The sequence below is a fragment of the Rhizobium sp. SRDI969 genome (assembly GCF_025152725.1).
Classification (GTDB): Bacteria; Pseudomonadota; Alphaproteobacteria; order Rhizobiales; family Rhizobiaceae; genus Rhizobium; species Rhizobium leguminosarum_I.
Window position 1 is genome coordinate 3,527,487 of sequence record NZ_CP104035.1, and the last position, 14,902, is coordinate 3,542,388.

Genomic DNA, 14,902 nt, shown 5'->3' on the forward strand with positions numbered 1-14,902 from the left:
TGAGCCCGGCAAGGATTTCCAAGGGGTCGCCCAAACTTGACACCGTCAAGGGCGGATGTCCTATTGCTGCATCGCAGGAGACCCACTCATGAGCGACGATCAGGCGCCCACCGACAGCAAGCTCACTACCTCCAAACGCCGTTGGGCGACCGAAGGTAAGTTCCTCACCGGCCGCATCAGTCGGCCCGAAGCCGAGCGCCTGCCGCCCGGCCAGCACCTTGTCAAGAACTGGCCGGTGCTCGATCTCGGCCAGCAGCCTGTCGTTTCGACCGATACATGGCGGCTCGACGTGCGCGGCCTCGTCGAAACGACGCTCACCCTCACCTGGGCCGCCTTCCAGGCGATCGAGCAGAGCACCAAAGTTAGCGATATCCACTGCGTCACCACTTGGTCGCGCTACGACAACAAATGGAAAGGCGTTTCGACGCGCGATCTGCTCGACCTCGCCATGCCGAAGCCAGAAGCCGGTTACGTCATGCTGACGAGTTATGACGGCTACACCACCAACCTGCCGCTCGCCGATTTCGCAGCCGAGGATGCGATCCTCGCCACGGCCTGGGAAAGCCTGCCGCTGACGCCGGAGCACGGCGGACCGATGCGCCTCGTCGTGCCGCACCTCTATTTCTGGAAAAGCGCCAAATGGCTGCGCCGCATCGAGTTGATATCAGCCGACCAGGCAGGCTTCTGGGAAAAGAACGGCTACCACATGTATGGCGATCCGTGGCGCGAGCAGCGCTATTCCAACGATTGAGCCTTCGGTTGCGAGAGGCGGCGAAGCACAAACACACCGAGGCCGAACAAAGAGGCGAGCCCCGTCAGAGACGCCATGCTGGCGACATGGAATGGGATCCCGCTCCAGCGCGGCTTGACGATATCGGCTGTGTTGAAGGCCTCGCCGCTGAACCGGCAGGTGATGAGCGCGAGACCGCGCCGCACCATGTCAGCATCGACAGCGGAAATGATTTCGCCTGCAGCAGCGGCCTCCCGCGGCATCTCGCGCATTGAAAGCAAGACGGCCTTGGTCGCGGCCAGATAGGCATGGGTGCATTCGTTGAACGGACTTTCCTCATCCGCCACGCTGCCCGGCATCCGGCCCCACAGACAGTAGGAATACTGGATCTCGGCATAGTTCAGCATGCGGCGGAACGGCTCGTTCGTATCGACTGCACGGGATGCAAGGTCGATAATCCCACTGCGATAGTCAGACATGACAGCCATCTCGCCATGGGAAATTTCCGGGACATCCAGCCCGGCGTGGCTGCCGCTGCCGCCGCCGCGGCTATGGGCAAAAGCGCTTCCGGCAATCAATAGAAGCAAGGTCGCGTTGAGACCAAGAAATGCAAGCCATCGATAGAGATAGCGTGCCATCCCACCAACTTGCCTTCCTGTCCTCGGGCTCCTGACGGACGAGAGAGGAATACGGCGCCGCCACATATTCCTTCTCCCCAGCGGGGAGAAGATGCCTGCAGGCAGATGAGGGGGTGAGCAGCAAAGCTGCGAATGCACTGAGCACAAGCGAAGGGCAACATATAGGGCGTGCCGTGTGGCGCCCTCATCCGACCCTCCGGGCCACCTTCTCCCCGCTGGGGAGAAGGGGTAGCAAGTCGCCACCTCGATACGCCGGATCACCGAAACGCTGGCCGCAGCCCGCTCTTAACCGCAAGCCGCTTTTCCGCCAATGCTCCGAAGGCAAGGCCCAAGGTTGCCCAGAGGATCACATGCATGCCGAGTGAGGTCGTGCGGAACCGCCAAAGTACCATCGCCGAGAAGTTCTCCGGCACCTCGTTGATCGGCGGCAGCAGATAGAGCACGACGCCGATGAAGACGAGATAGCCGATGCCGGCGATGATCGCGCCGTTCCAGAGACCAAAACGCTCACTAAGGCGGCGTGACAGCGCGACCGCCGCAATCAGCGCCGCAAGCGAGACGACGATCATCAGGAAGAACAGCTCGGTCCTGGCACCGATCGTATCGGGAGTGCCGACCGCCGGCGGGTTGGCCGGATACTTGATACCGGGAACGAGGACAACCGCCACGAAGGCGGCAATGGCGATGACGGCCGACGTGCCGCGCGGCGAAAGGCTGCTGAAGCGGCCTTGCACGAAAGCGAAGGCGAGCGCGAAGAGCCCGCCGACGGCGACGCTGTAGGCCAAGACGCCGGTGAAAAGGCCAAGACCGGCCTGTGTGGCGCGGCTGACGATTTCGGGTTCGGCAGCCTCGCCGGCGGCCTGGGCGCTTGCCTCCTCGAAGGCGATCGCCGCATCGACCAGCGGCTCGCCGAACGTATGAGCGAAAGCGAAAACGAGGATGCCAGCAATCACGCCCGCGAGCATGCCGCGAAGCAGAAGGTTTCCAACCATGTCAGGGACTCCGATCGCGAAGCGCTTTAGTGGCAGGGAAAGCCAAGGAGATGGCGGCCGTCATGCACGAACTCGTGCACATACATGCCGTTGAACAGCGCCATCGCGCCTTCCTCGGTGCCGACGAAATAGAGGACGATGAGCATCAGCAGGCCGCCGAAGATCGCCCAGGGCAGGATCTCGCCTACAGGGATCGGCGCCGGTACAGCAACGGGCGCGAAAGTGGTGTCAGACATGTATTCCTCCGGGAATGACGCGTTCAGTCGAAAGAGTGCTTGTGCAGTAGGGTCTGACTTCCAGCGCGAAGAGGCTTCGACACGCTGGTCACAGTGGCGCGACCGCGCCGGACTTTCACCGGCTTCCAAACCCGCAACAGCACGGTTATATCTGCACGCCGAAGAGACTGTCAACGAAACTTCACAAGGCGGCGAAGGACGCTGTCGCTGCATTCCGGGAGACAAGAACGACTGTGAACACGCGCCTCACCTGGATCTGCCACGGCGCGACGGCAGCAAGCCGCAAGGCGCTGTTCCCGCTCGACGAACCGCTGGAGGACAAGGCAGTGAAGGAGGCCGGCAGGATGCCCCCCCCGCCGCGCGCCGATCGTATTGCCACGAGCCCGGCCTTGCGCGCCCGTCAGACTGCTGATGCGCTGCGCCTCGAAGCCCGGATAGATCAGGCGCTTTGCGACTGCGACCATGGCCGCTGGGCCGGCAGGTCGATCGCGGCGATCGGAACCGAAGAGCCGGAAAACCTCATCGGGTGGATGAGCGATCCGGAAGCGGCTCCGCATGGCGGCGAGAGCCTTGTTGATCTGCGCAAGCGCATCGCCGGCTGGATGGATGGACAGACCGTCCTCGACGGCCACATCATTGCAATCAGCCATGCGGCCGTCATCCGGGCAGCGATCGTGCATGTGCTTCAGGCGCCACTCTCCTCCTTCTGGCTGAGCGACGTCGAGCCGCTTTCCGTTATCCGCATGACCAGCAACGGACAGCGTTGGTCTCTGCGCTTCCAGCATTAGAGACTGCTGATCTTATCCAGCTTTGCACAAGCAAATCGCGCCATCTCTGTTGAACCCGGCTTTGCGGGAACTACTTCCTTGTCCCAAGGAGATGGAAGAATGACATATGATTGGAGTGGCGAGCGCACACGACGCCTGCGTTTCATGCGTGTCGCCACAGTCACGGTTCTGGTCGGTCTCATCGTCAGCGTTCCGCTGCTGATCGTCACCGCCTGAAGCACTGGAAAGGGCGAGCGATGCATTAGCACGCTCGCCTTCATTCTTTCCCGCATGCGCCAGTCTCCCGAACCACGAAGGGCATCGCGCTGATAACGACGCCCTGATTCCCCACAAGCCTGTCGGGTCTCTCTGCGGCACGCAACAGGCTACGGCCTCTGATAATTCGCCTTCTGGTTTCAACAAACATTTCAGACTTTCGTGATATTTCCGCGAAGGTGGAGATGGAGAAGGCATAATGCCGGTGTTTTTCCAAAGCAGGGCCGGACGGCAATGCGTGTCGATCGTGGTGTCTGGAGTGACCCTCTGGCTTCTCGGCACGCTGCTACAGCTCGACGACAGCCTGGTCGCCTTCCTGATCGGATTCGGCGAGTATGGCGCCGACAAGGTCGTTCTGGCGCTCGGCATCGCCGGCGCCATGAGCTTCATCTATTCGGTGCTGCGCATCGCCGACCTGCGTAAGGAAATGGAACTGCGCGCGGCCGCCCAGGCAAAAGCCGATTGGACCGCGACCCACGACCATCTCACCAAGCTGCCCAACCGCTACGCCTTCGAGCGCAAGATCCTCTCACGGCCGATCAAAGACGACGAGGCCGAGATCGAGGAGTGGGACCGCAACGTCACCATCTTCTCCGTCGACCTCGACGGCTTCAAGAAGGTCAACGATCTTGTTGGCCACAAGGGCGGCGACATCCTGTTGATCGAGGTTGCCAGACGCATCTGCGCGCTCGGCAATGCCGACTGCGTCTATCGCTTCGGCGGCGACGAATTCATCATCGTCGCCTTCGCCCTGACGTCACAGCGTGAGGAGCGTTTTGCCAAGCTGCTGATCCAGGCCGTCACCCGTCCCATCCATATCGATGGCTTTGCCGTCGAAGTCGGCGCCAGCGTTGGCTACGACCGCTGGGCCGAGGGAGCCGAGCTGCTGGAAGATGCCGCCCACCGTGCCGACCTCGCCATGTACGAGGCGAAATCGCGTGGACCCAACCACTGTTTGGTTTTCGAACCTTCGATGCAGGACAAGGTAACGGAACGTGCCGCTCTGGAAACCAGGCTGCGTGCCGCAATTTCCAACAAGGCGATCAAGCCCTTCTATCAGCCGCTGATCGACCTGAAGACCGGTCAGCTCTGCGGCTTCGAGGCGCTGGCGCGCTGGATCAGCGACGACGGTGTCAATATTCCTCCGCCGGCCTTTATCGATATAGCCGAGGAAACCGGCATGATCACGGCATTGTTCGAGGATCTTCTCGCCCAGGCCTGCAGCGACGCCCTCGCCTGGCCGGAGCATGTGACGTTGTCCTTCAACGTCTCGCCGGTGCAGATGGAAGACAGATTGCTGACGTCGCGCATTCTCAAGGTGCTTTCGGCAAGCCGGCTGCCGCCGCAGCGCCTGGAAGTGGAGATCACCGAAAACGCGCTGATCCAGGATCCCGCCGTCGCCGCCCTCATTCTTGACGAGCTGCATGCGGCCGGCATCCAGATCGCCCTCGACGATTTCGGCACGGGCTATTCGAGCCTCGCCCAGCTCGCCCGCTATCGTTTCGACAAGATCAAGATCGACAAAAGTTTCATCGCCACCTATCGCGACGACGAGCGCCAGGAAAAGATCGTTCGCGCCATGCTCGGTCTCGGCAGGAGCCTCAACATCAAGACGACGGCCGAAGGCATCGAAGAGCACGGCCAGCTCGCCTTCCTGCTGCAGCTCGGCTGCGATATCGGCCAGGGTTATCTTTTCGGCAAGGCGATGCCCGCCGCCGAGGCGGGCATCTTCATCAGCGATCGCAATGCGAGCCTGGCCTCCACGGCCTGACGGGACGCCTAAAAAATCTGACGCATGATCACGAACAGCACGAAGGCGATCGCGATCGAGGCCGGCAGCGTCAGCACCCAGGCCATTAGCATGTTGCGCACCGTTGACCATTGCAGGCCGGAACCGTTCGCCGCCATGGTGCCGGCAACGCCTGACGACAGCACATGCGTGGTCGAGACCGGCAGGCCGAGATGGTCGGCCGAAGCGATGGTGACCATCGCCACGACTTCGGCTGCCGCACCCTGACCATAGGTCAGATGCGTCTTGCCGATCTTTTCGCCGACGGTGACGACGATGCGCTTCCAGCCCACCATCGTGCCGAGGCCAAGCGCGATTGCGACCGCCACTTTCACCCAGAGCGGGATGAACTTGGTCGCGTTGTCGACTGCCTTGTGGTAGTTCGTGACCGCGCTGAGGTCGCCGGCGTCCATCGGCAGCAGCTTTTGCTTGTCGATCAGCTTCAGCGCCTCGCCGATCAGATAGATGTCGTTGCGGACGTTGCCGACGAGATTGGTCGGCACCGCTTCGAGCGTCGGGAAGGCGGCGACCTCGGCACTGGTCTGGTGGATATATTGCTGCAGGGCCGGCGTCGTCGCATCCGTCCAGGTCTTGTTCTTGACGGCGTTGCTGACTTCGGCCTTGTAGTCCGCAACGGTCACCCCAGGCTTCACATATTTGCCGAGCGCGGCTTCCACCTGGACAGATGCCGACTTGTAGGCTTCGAGATAGTTGACATCGGGCGTGCGGTTCAGCGCGAAAGCCGTCGGCACCAGGCCGATAAGGATGAGCATGATGAGGCCCATGCCCTTCTGGCCGTCGTTGGAGCCGTGAGCGAAGCTGACGCCGGTGCAGGTAAAGATCAGGATCGCGCGGATCCAGAGCGGCGGCGGCTGGCTGCCCTTCGGTTCGGCATAAAGCGCCTTGTTGCGCACCAGAACCTTCATGACCAGCAGGAGAACAGCGGAAAGGCCAAAGCCGATCAGCGGCGAGATCAAAAGCGAGAGGCCGATATTGGTCGCCTGCGACCAGTCCACGCCGCTGGTCGCCGTGCCTGCCGGCGCCAGGACCTGGTTGGCAAGGCCGACGCCGATGATCGATCCCACAAGCGTGTGCGAACTCGATGACGGCAGGCCGAGATACCAGGTGCCAAGGTTCCAGACGATCGCGGCGATCAGCAGCGCGAAGACCATGGCAAGGCCGGAGCCGGAACCGACCTGCAGGATCAATTCCACCGGCAGCAGCGCCAGGATGCCGAAGGCGACGGCACCGCTCGAAGTCAGCACGCCGAGGAAGTTGAAGAAGCCGGACCAGATGACGGCAAATTCCGCCGGCATGGAACGGGTGTAGATCACGGTGGCGACGGCATTGGCCGTATCATGGAAACCGTTGACGAACTCGAAGCCGAGCGCGATGAGCAGCGCAAGGCCGAGGAGAATCCAGGGAACGGCAACTGCGGTCGTCAGGTCGCGGGCGAGTGCATAGGCGACATATCCAAGGCCGCAAACCAGAACGAGTGCGAACAGCGGCAAGAACCATTTGCCGGCCGAATTCGAACTGTGGAGCGGATGGGAAGCGTCGCTATGAACCTGGCTGGGGGCAATATCGGCCATGGCATAGTTCCTTATTCCGTTTGCAAATTTGCCTTTTGTTAATAATTCCGCCGCGTGAAGCTCTCATGACGCCCTGGCTGATCCGCCCGTAAGACACTGACACTGCGCGATATTAACCGTCACATGCTCGTCCCGGCACATTCGTGAAACATGCCGTATGTCGATCACGGCCGCCCAAGACGGTCGTGAGCGCTTCGACAAAAAACGAGCAGCGGGCGAATAACTTCTTTCCGCCGGAAACCTCGACGCTAAGTTTGGTCGTGACCACAACCGTGCGGAGTCTTTGAGACATGCCATCGACCGACCTGCTCCTCACTTTCAACGCCGGTTCCTCGACGGTGAAGATCGGCATCTTCGCGATCGACGGCGATGCGGCGCGGCGCATCGTCAAGGGTGTGATCGATTTCCGCGCCGAGCCGCTGTCTCTCAGCCTGACAGCGGGGCCACAGACAATCGAGATGCCGCTGAAGGCGGAGACGACGGAAGACCTGCATGGCGTCATCGACGAGACCTTTTCCCTTCTCGCCGGGCATTTCGATATCGCCGCCGTGCGCGCAGCCGGCCACCGCGTCGTCCATGGCGGCGAGCGCTTCACCAGCGCCGTCGCCCTTAATGACGCCGCGATCGATGCGGTCGACGCGCTGACCTCGCTTGCGCCCCTGCACCAGCCGCAGGCGCTACGTTTCATCCGTGCGCTCCGGCATCTGAAACCGCATCTTGCCCAGACGGCCTCCTTCGACACGGCCTTCCACGCCACCCAGGACGATCTCGTTCGCCGCTTCGCCATTCCTCGGATGCTGCATGACGAGGGCATCAAGCGTTACGGCTTCCACGGCCTGTCCTATAAATTCATCGCCAGCGAGTTTCGCCGCAAGGGGCCGCCCGCGGCAAAAGTGGTCGTCGCCCATCTCGGCAGCGGCGCCAGCCTCTGTGCGCTGGAGGACGGCGTCAGCCGCGATTGCAGCATGGGCTTTTCGACGCTCGACGGCATCCCGATGGCGACGCGTCCGGGCTGGCTCGATCCCGGCGTCATCCTGCATCTGGCCGGAGAGAGGAAACAGTCCTTCGCAGAGATCGAGGATCTGCTCTATCACAACGCCGGCCTGCTCGGCGTCTCCGGGATCAGCGCCGATACGCGCGACCTGTTGAAGGACGGACGGCCGCAGGCACACCAGGCGATCGACCTCTTCACGCTGCGCATTGCTGGTGAAATCGGCCGCATGGCGGCGACGTTGAATGGCCTTGACGCTATCGTTTTCACCGCAGGCATCGGCGAACATCAACCGGAGATCCGCGCAGGCGTGGCCAGGCGGCTGGTCTGGCTTGGCCTTACGATCAACGAAAAGGCCAATGCCGCCAATGGTTTCACCATTAGCGCGCGGGAAAGCCGCATCGCCGCTCACGTCATCGCCACCGATGAGGAACAAATCATCGCCGACGAGGCGTTGACCGTTCTTGGCAGTGGCTGATCCAGATCAACAGCTTGCCGGCATCAGCCGGTAGAATTGACGTTGAAGACGTTTTCAAACGGGAGAAACCCATGGATAAGCATGTCTCGACCGCTGCCCTTACCGATGCCGAACTTACGCTCATCGACCGCTATTGGCGCGCCGCCAACTATCTCTCCATCGGCCAGATCTATCTGCTGGCCAATCCGCTGCTGCGCGAGCCGCTGAAACCGGAGCACATCAAGCCCCGGCTGCTCGGCCACTGGGGCACGACACCCGGCCTCAACTTCATCTACGCGCATCTGAACCGCCTCATCCGCGCTCGCGACCTCGACATCATCTACATGTGCGGCCCCGGCCATGGCGGGCCTGGCATGGTCGCCAACACCTATCTCGAAGGCATCTACAGCGAGATCTATCCCGATATTTCCGAGGATGCGGAGGGCATGCGCAAGCTCTTCCGGCAGTTCTCCTTCCCCGGCGGCATTCCGAGCCACGCGGCACCCGAAACACCGGGCTCGATCCACGAGGGTGGCGAACTCGGTTACGCCCTCGTCCATGCCTATGGCGCCGCCTTCGACAATCCCGATCTGATCGTTGCCTGCGTCGTCGGCGACGGCGAGGCCGAAACCGGGCCGCTCGCAGCAAGCTGGCACTCCAACAAATTTCTGAACCCTGCCCGCGACGGCGTCGTGCTGCCGATCCTGCATCTGAACGGCTACAAGATCGCCAATCCGACCATTCTTGGCCGCGCCAGTCACGAGGATTTGCGGAGCCTCTTTGAAGGCTACGGCTATGAGCCCTTCTTCGTTGAGGGTCACGAGCCGCGCGATATGCACCAGCAGATGGCCGCGACCTTCGACAGGGTCTTCGACCGCATTCGCGAAATCCAGGAGGAAGCCCGCAATGGCAAAGCGCCCGATATCAGCCCGCGCTGGCCGATGATCGTGCTGCGCAGCCCGAAGGGCTGGACAGGACCGAAGGAAGTCGACGGCAAGAAGGTCGAAGGCTTCTGGCGCTCCCACCAGGTGCCGGTCTCCAACTGCCGCGAGAACGAAGGGCACCGCAAGATCCTCGAGGACTGGATGCGCAGCTATGATCCGCAGGACCTGTTCGGCAGCGACGGCCGGCTGAAACCCGAGCTGCGGGCGCTCGCCCCTGTCGGCGAGCGCCGCATGGGCGCCAATCCGAACGCCAATGGCGGTTTGCTGCGCAAAGAGCTCGACGTTCCAAGTATACGCGACTGCGCGGTCGATATCGGCAAGCACGGCAGCGCCATGGTGCAGTCGACGGAAATCCTCGGCCATTACCTGCGCGACACGATGAAGCGCAACGCGAAGGCTGCCAATTTCCGTATCTTCGGCCCCGACGAGACAGAGTCGAACCGTCTCGGCAGCGTCTTCGAAGTCACCGACCGTGTCTGGATGGAGGGTATCGAGCCCTACGACGTCCACTTGTCTCGGGATGGACGTGTCATGGAGGTGCTGAGCGAACATCTCTGCCAGGGCTGGCTGGAAGGCTATCTATTGACTGGCCGGCACGGCCTGTTTTCCTGCTACGAGGCCTTCATCCACATCATCGATTCCATGTTCAACTAGCACGCCAAATGGCTGAAGGTGACGCGGGAACTCGAGTGGAGAAAGCCGATCTCGTCGCTGAACTACCTGCTGACCTCGCATGTCTGGCGTCAGGACCACAACGGCTTCAGCCATCAAGATCCCGGCTTCGTCGACCTCGTCGCCAACAAGAAGGCCGATATCGTCCGCATCTACCTGCCGCCGGATGCCAACACCCTGCTCTGGGTCGGCGACCATTGCCTGCGCACCTATGACCGCATCAACGTCATTGTCGCCGGCAAGCAGCCGGAGCCGCAATGGCTGTCGATAGACGAGGCGGTGAAACATTGCGAGGCCGGCATCGGCATCTGGCACTGGGCGAGCAACGAGGACGACACGATCCTGCCCGATCTCGTCATGGCCTGCGCCGGCGATGTGCCGACCATGGAGACGCTTGCCGCCGTCGATCTTCTGCGCAACGCCATTCCGGAACTGAAGATCCGCACTGTCAACGTCGTCGATCTCCTGGCACTGCAATCCAGGGATCAGCATCCGCACGGCCTGACCGATGAGGCATTTGATGCGATCTTCACATCAGACAAACCTGTCATTTTCGCCTATCACGGCTATCCCTATCTCATCCACCGTCTGACCTATAAACGCACCAACCACCGCAACATCCACGTCCGCGGCTTCATCGAGGAAGGTACGACGACGACCCCCTTCGACATGACCGTCCTCAATGAACTCGACCGCTTCCACCTCGCCATCGAAGCGATCGAGCGTGTGCCGGGCCTGAAGGAAAAGGCAGGCGAAGCGCTCGCAGCCTTCCGCGGCAAGCTTGCGGAGCATCACGACTATGTCCGTGAATATGGTGAGGACATGCCGGAGGTGCGGAACTGGACCTGGCCGGCGGCGTGAAACGAAAACCAGAGGGAATCGCGCGGAACTGGTCGGCAGAGATCATCCGGCGGGAGCAATCGTCAAGCAAAGTCTAAAGTTGGTGAAAACCATCGGCGCACTGTTCCTTGAAGGCCGCATCGTAAGCTATGCATCTGAGGCAAGCTTCAAGGCCGTCGACCGAGGAAACGACATGAAAAGTTTCGCTGCCACGCTTACCGCCGCCCGGCTGGAAGAGGTGCTCGCCTTCTACATGACGCCCGAAGCCCAGCGCGATGGCTCAGACGATGCCGTCAAGTCAGCTGAGGAACGAGACGCATACGAGACCCGCGGCGGCGAACGCGCCCGCAACACGGAAGAGGGCGTCAAAGACTGGTAGGGCAGTTGCGCGCCGCAACCATTGCGGGTGGCCTATACACCTTCAAGCCGAACCTTCTCCTTCATGCGCCAGACCCGCGGCGTTTCTCCGGTGTATTTAACGAAGAATCGCGAGAAATAGGCGGGGTCGGCAAAGCCGAGCCGAAATCCGATTTCCTGAACGCTGCCCAGCGTGAAAACCAGCTGGCGTTTCGCCTCTTCGACGAGTTTGCCGGCGATCAATTCATGAGGAGTATTGCCGGTCATCGACCGGACGATACGGGTGAGATGCGTCGGGGAAAGCCCAAGCTCCCTGGCGTAGAAGGACGCGGGCTTGTGTGACCGAAAATGTTGCTGAATGAGTTCGCTCAGCATTTCCATCCGCCGCTCGTTCTCGTTTGGCGGAAGCTCCTGCGTATTCCCCTCATGGGAAATCCTCGCCGTCAGCCGCAGCGCCAAGGCGACATAGGCGGCCAATGCCTCGTTGCGGCCGCTGCGGCGGTTCTCGAATTCGTCGCCCAGCCGCTTCAACGTCTGCATGACATAGGCAGCCTCGGCATGATCGGGATCGAGCGGCGTCAGGTGCGGCGCCGCCAGCCATTCGCCGAGATGGCTCCGGTCGCCGGGCGGATGGCTGAGATGGGATCTCAACAGGGTGATCACCAGGCCGTCGATATCGCGTGAAAAACGAAAGCCATGGTTGAGCCCGGGCGGCACGGTGATGATGGCCGGGGGACGGATGGCATGGCTGTTTTCGCCCAAGATCGCATCGCCTGACCCGCCTTCGATGTACAATATCTGAAAGAAACTCTCGTGACGGTGCGGTCGAATCTCCCAGTGATGCAAGCTGCTGCGGGAGCGAATTGTTTCGCAATGCAACCAAAAATCGGGCTTTCGCCCGGTATTCTCACCGTAGAGTTCGTAGGTAGGGACATGTCTGCTCATAGGGCTGCTCCCGCACTAATGTTCGATTCGTGCAATTTTTCGGCCGGAATGTCCATTGCTGCGACAGAGACAACACGACAGAATCTGGCAAAACGCAAAAATGCAGGGAGGAAGCATTTGCGAACTCAGGTCGCCATCATCGGTTCGGGACCATCCGGCCTGCTGCTCGGCCAGCTTCTGACCGAAGCCGGCATCGACAATGTCATTCTCGATCGCGTGAACAAGGATTACATCCTCGGCCGGGTTCGTGCCGGCGTTCTGGAGGAAGGCACCGTCGGGCTGCTGGATCAGGCCAAATCAGGCGCGAGGCTGCATGCCGAAGGCCTGCTGCATGACGGTTTCTCGCTGGCCTTCGACGGCCGCGACCATCGCATCGACCTGCACGAACTGACCGGCGGCAGGCGCGTCACGGTTTATGGACAGACCGAAGTGACGCGCGATCTCATGGAGCGGCGCGAAGAAAGCGGCTCCCTGTCGATTTATGATGCCGTCGACGTCGCGCCGCATGACTTCGACGGCCATTCACCCTTCGTCACCTATGTGAAAGACGGTGTTGCCAAGCGCATCGATTGTGACTTCATCGCCGGCTGCGACGGCTTTCACGGCGCCAGCCGCAAGGCCATCCCTGAACGTGCGATCAGGAGTTTCGAGAAGGTCTATCCCTTTGGCTGGCTGGGGGTCCTTGCCGACGTGGCGCCTGTCAGCCATGAGTTGATCTACGCCAACCATCCAAGGGGCTTTGCGCTCTGTTCGATGCGCTCGGCCACCCGCAGCCGCTACTACATTCAATGCGCGCTCGACGAGAAGATCGAGGACTGGAGCGACGATCGCTTCTGGGACGAACTGAGACGGCGTCTGCCGGTGCATCACGCCGAGGCTTTGGCGACCGCGCCGTCCTTCGAGAAATCGATCGCGCCGCTGCGCTCCTTCGTCACTGAGCCGATGCGCTTCGGCCGGCTTTTCCTGGTCGGCGACGCCGCCCATATCGTCCCCCCGACCGGCGCCAAGGGATTGAACCTTGCAGCCAGCGACGTTCATTATCTTTTCTCCGGGCTGATCGAGCATTACCGCGAAGGCTCGAATAGTGGCATTGACGCCTATTCGCAGAAGGCGCTCGCCCGCGTGTGGAAAGCCGTGCGGTTTTCCTGGTGGATGACGACGATGATGCATCGCTTTCCGGATACCGGGGATTTTGACCAGAAGATCCAGGAGGCGGACCTCGACTATCTCACCCATTCCCGCGCCGCCTCGACGGTGCTTGCGGAGAATTATGTGGGGCTGCCATTCTGATAGAAGTGTCTGAGGTGGGCCATGGACCAAAATTCGACCGTAGAACGGGCCGCCGATAGTTCCGCTCTTCGAGCCACAATCATAATTGTACAGTTATGGATTACGGCACTTATTTCATTTTACATCACCATTTCGCATGACAGGTTCGCGCTAAATTTCTCGCAGCTAACGAATACGGCGCTGGAGTGCGCCAAAAAAGGGAGAGAGAGAATGAAGAAGCTATTTCTGGCCGCCATTGCGGCAGTCGTCGTGGGCACGAGCGCCTATGCCGACACCATCAAAGTCGGGGTCATCGGTCCGTTCTCCGGTCCGTTCGCGCTCCAAGGCAAAAACTTCAAGGCCGGCATCGACGCCTATATGGCGGTCAACGGCAACAAGGTCGGCAGCGATACGGTGGAAATCGTCTATCGCGACGTGCCGCAGGCCGATCCCGCCCAATCCAAGGCGCTGGCGCAGGAACTGATCGTCAAGGAAAAGGTCCAGTATCTCACAGGCTTCTACTTCACGCCCGATGCCATGGCGGTGACGCCGATCCTGAAGCAGGGCAATGTGCCGATGGTTATCATGAACGCCGCCACCTCGGCGATCGTGACCAAAAGCCCGCTCGTCGTCCGCACCTCCTTTACCACCTGGCAGACATCGACGCCGATCGCCAAGGTCGCCTTCGACGCCGGCGTCAAGAAGGTGATTTCGGTCGTCAGCGATTACGGCCCCGGCATCGACGCCGAGAACGCCTTCAAGACCGGCTTCGAAAAGGCCGGCGGCCAGATCGTCGAGGCGATCCGCATGCCGCTTGCGACCAACGACTTCAGCCCGATCATGCAGCGCATCAAGGATTCCGGCGCTGAGGGCGTGTTCGCCTTCCTGCCGTCAGGCCCGACGACGCTCGGCTTCGTCAAGGCTTATAACGACAATGGCCTGAAGGCTGCCGGCATCAAGTTCTTCGCGCCGGGCGATCTGACCCAGGAATCCGATCTGCCGGCGCTCGGCGATGCGGCACTCGGCATCCAGACGACCTTCCACTACGCCGTGTCGCACGATTCTCCCGAGAACAAGGCTTTCGTCGAGGCGGCGACCAAAGCAATCGGCAACAAGGCCGAACTCTCCTTCCCCTCAGTCAGCGCCTATGACGGCATGTATGTCATCTACAAGATGATCGAGGCGACCGGCGGCAAGCAGGATGCTCAGAAGGCTGTCGATGCGGTCAAGGGGCTTGCCTGGACGAGCCCGCGCGGCCCGGTTTCGATCGATCCGGAAAGCCGTCACATCACGCAGAACATCTATCTGCGCGAAGTCGTCAAGGCCGATGACGGGACCTACATCAACAAGGAGGTCCAGACCTTCGAGAAGCAGGGCGATCCGGGCCTGGCGGCCGTCAAGTAACAT

At 61.2% G+C, this 14,902-nt stretch carries 12 protein-coding genes and 1 pseudogene; 8 read left to right on the plus strand and 5 right to left on the minus strand.

Translation table 11 applies throughout. The features are described 5' to 3' along the window. Positions 1-88 precede the first annotated feature (88 nt). Positions 89-751, plus strand: a complete 663-nt coding sequence (locus tag N2A41_RS17585) for a sulfite oxidase-like oxidoreductase (RefSeq protein ID WP_162118820.1) — start codon at positions 89-91, stop codon at positions 749-751. On the opposite strand, the gene N2A41_RS17590 is transcribed toward N2A41_RS17585, so the two are convergent. From N2A41_RS17590 to N2A41_RS17600, 3 genes are all read right to left on the minus strand, one after another. Then, positions 736-1,368 (minus strand): hypothetical protein, encoded by a 633-nt coding sequence (locus tag N2A41_RS17590; RefSeq protein ID WP_260109356.1) that lies wholly within the window; start codon positions 1,366-1,368, stop codon positions 736-738. The two genes, N2A41_RS17585 and N2A41_RS17590, sit on opposite strands and share 16 nt — an antisense overlap. A gap of 257 nt (positions 1,369-1,625) precedes the next feature. Beyond that, positions 1,626-2,360, minus strand: a complete 735-nt coding sequence (locus N2A41_RS17595) for a CbtA family protein (protein WP_260109357.1) — start codon at positions 2,358-2,360, stop codon at positions 1,626-1,628. Positions 2,361-2,386: 26 nt separating this feature from the next. Then, positions 2,387-2,596 (minus strand): CbtB domain-containing protein, encoded by a 210-nt coding sequence (locus N2A41_RS17600; RefSeq protein ID WP_003542661.1) that lies wholly within the window; start codon positions 2,594-2,596, stop codon positions 2,387-2,389. 233 nt (positions 2,597-2,829) lie between these two features. Between N2A41_RS17600 and N2A41_RS17605 the strand changes: the two genes are divergently transcribed. Continuing rightward, positions 2,830-3,384, plus strand: coding sequence for a histidine phosphatase family protein (locus tag N2A41_RS17605; RefSeq protein WP_260109358.1), 555 nt, complete (start codon positions 2,830-2,832; stop codon positions 3,382-3,384). Between the two features lie 454 nt (positions 3,385-3,838). Continuing rightward, complete coding sequence (locus N2A41_RS17610; protein ID WP_260109359.1) at positions 3,839-5,410, plus strand: putative bifunctional diguanylate cyclase/phosphodiesterase; 1,572 nt, start codon at positions 3,839-3,841, stop codon at positions 5,408-5,410. An 8-nt stretch (positions 5,411-5,418) separates the two neighbouring features. On the opposite strand, the gene N2A41_RS17615 is transcribed toward N2A41_RS17610, so the two are convergent. After that, positions 5,419-7,020, minus strand: coding sequence for an inorganic phosphate transporter (locus tag N2A41_RS17615; protein ID WP_260109360.1), 1,602 nt, complete (start codon positions 7,018-7,020; stop codon positions 5,419-5,421). Positions 7,021-7,310: 290 nt separating this feature from the next. Between N2A41_RS17615 and N2A41_RS17620 the strand changes: the two genes are divergently transcribed. The 3 genes and pseudogenes from N2A41_RS17620 (at position 7,311) to N2A41_RS17630 (ending at position 11,303) form a co-directional block, all read left to right on the plus strand. After that, positions 7,311-8,489, plus strand: coding sequence for an acetate/propionate family kinase (locus tag N2A41_RS17620; RefSeq protein ID WP_260109361.1), 1,179 nt, complete (start codon positions 7,311-7,313; stop codon positions 8,487-8,489). Between the two features lie 71 nt (positions 8,490-8,560). Next, positions 8,561-10,945 (plus strand): annotated as a pseudogene (locus N2A41_RS17625) (phosphoketolase family protein). Positions 10,946-11,024: 79 nt separating this feature from the next. Then, entirely contained in the window at positions 11,025-11,303 is a 279-nt protein-coding gene (locus N2A41_RS17630; protein WP_311202871.1) for a hypothetical protein, read from the plus strand. A 32-nt stretch (positions 11,304-11,335) separates the two neighbouring features. Here the strand turns inward: N2A41_RS17630 and N2A41_RS17635 are convergent, their stop codons facing one another. After that, positions 11,336-12,226, minus strand: coding sequence for a helix-turn-helix domain-containing protein (locus N2A41_RS17635; RefSeq protein WP_170279757.1), 891 nt, complete (start codon positions 12,224-12,226; stop codon positions 11,336-11,338). A gap of 117 nt (positions 12,227-12,343) precedes the next feature. Here N2A41_RS17635 and pobA point away from each other — a divergent pair, with 117 nt between their 5' ends. Beyond that, positions 12,344-13,516, plus strand: a complete 1,173-nt coding sequence (pobA, locus tag N2A41_RS17640; RefSeq protein WP_260109363.1) for a 4-hydroxybenzoate 3-monooxygenase — start codon at positions 12,344-12,346, stop codon at positions 13,514-13,516. Positions 13,517-13,726: 210 nt separating this feature from the next. After that, the gene (locus N2A41_RS17645) at positions 13,727-14,899 is read left to right on the plus strand and encodes an ABC transporter substrate-binding protein (protein WP_260109364.1); all 1,173 of its coding nucleotides are present in this window, start codon (positions 13,727-13,729) and stop codon (positions 14,897-14,899) included. Positions 14,900-14,902 lie beyond the last annotated feature (3 nt).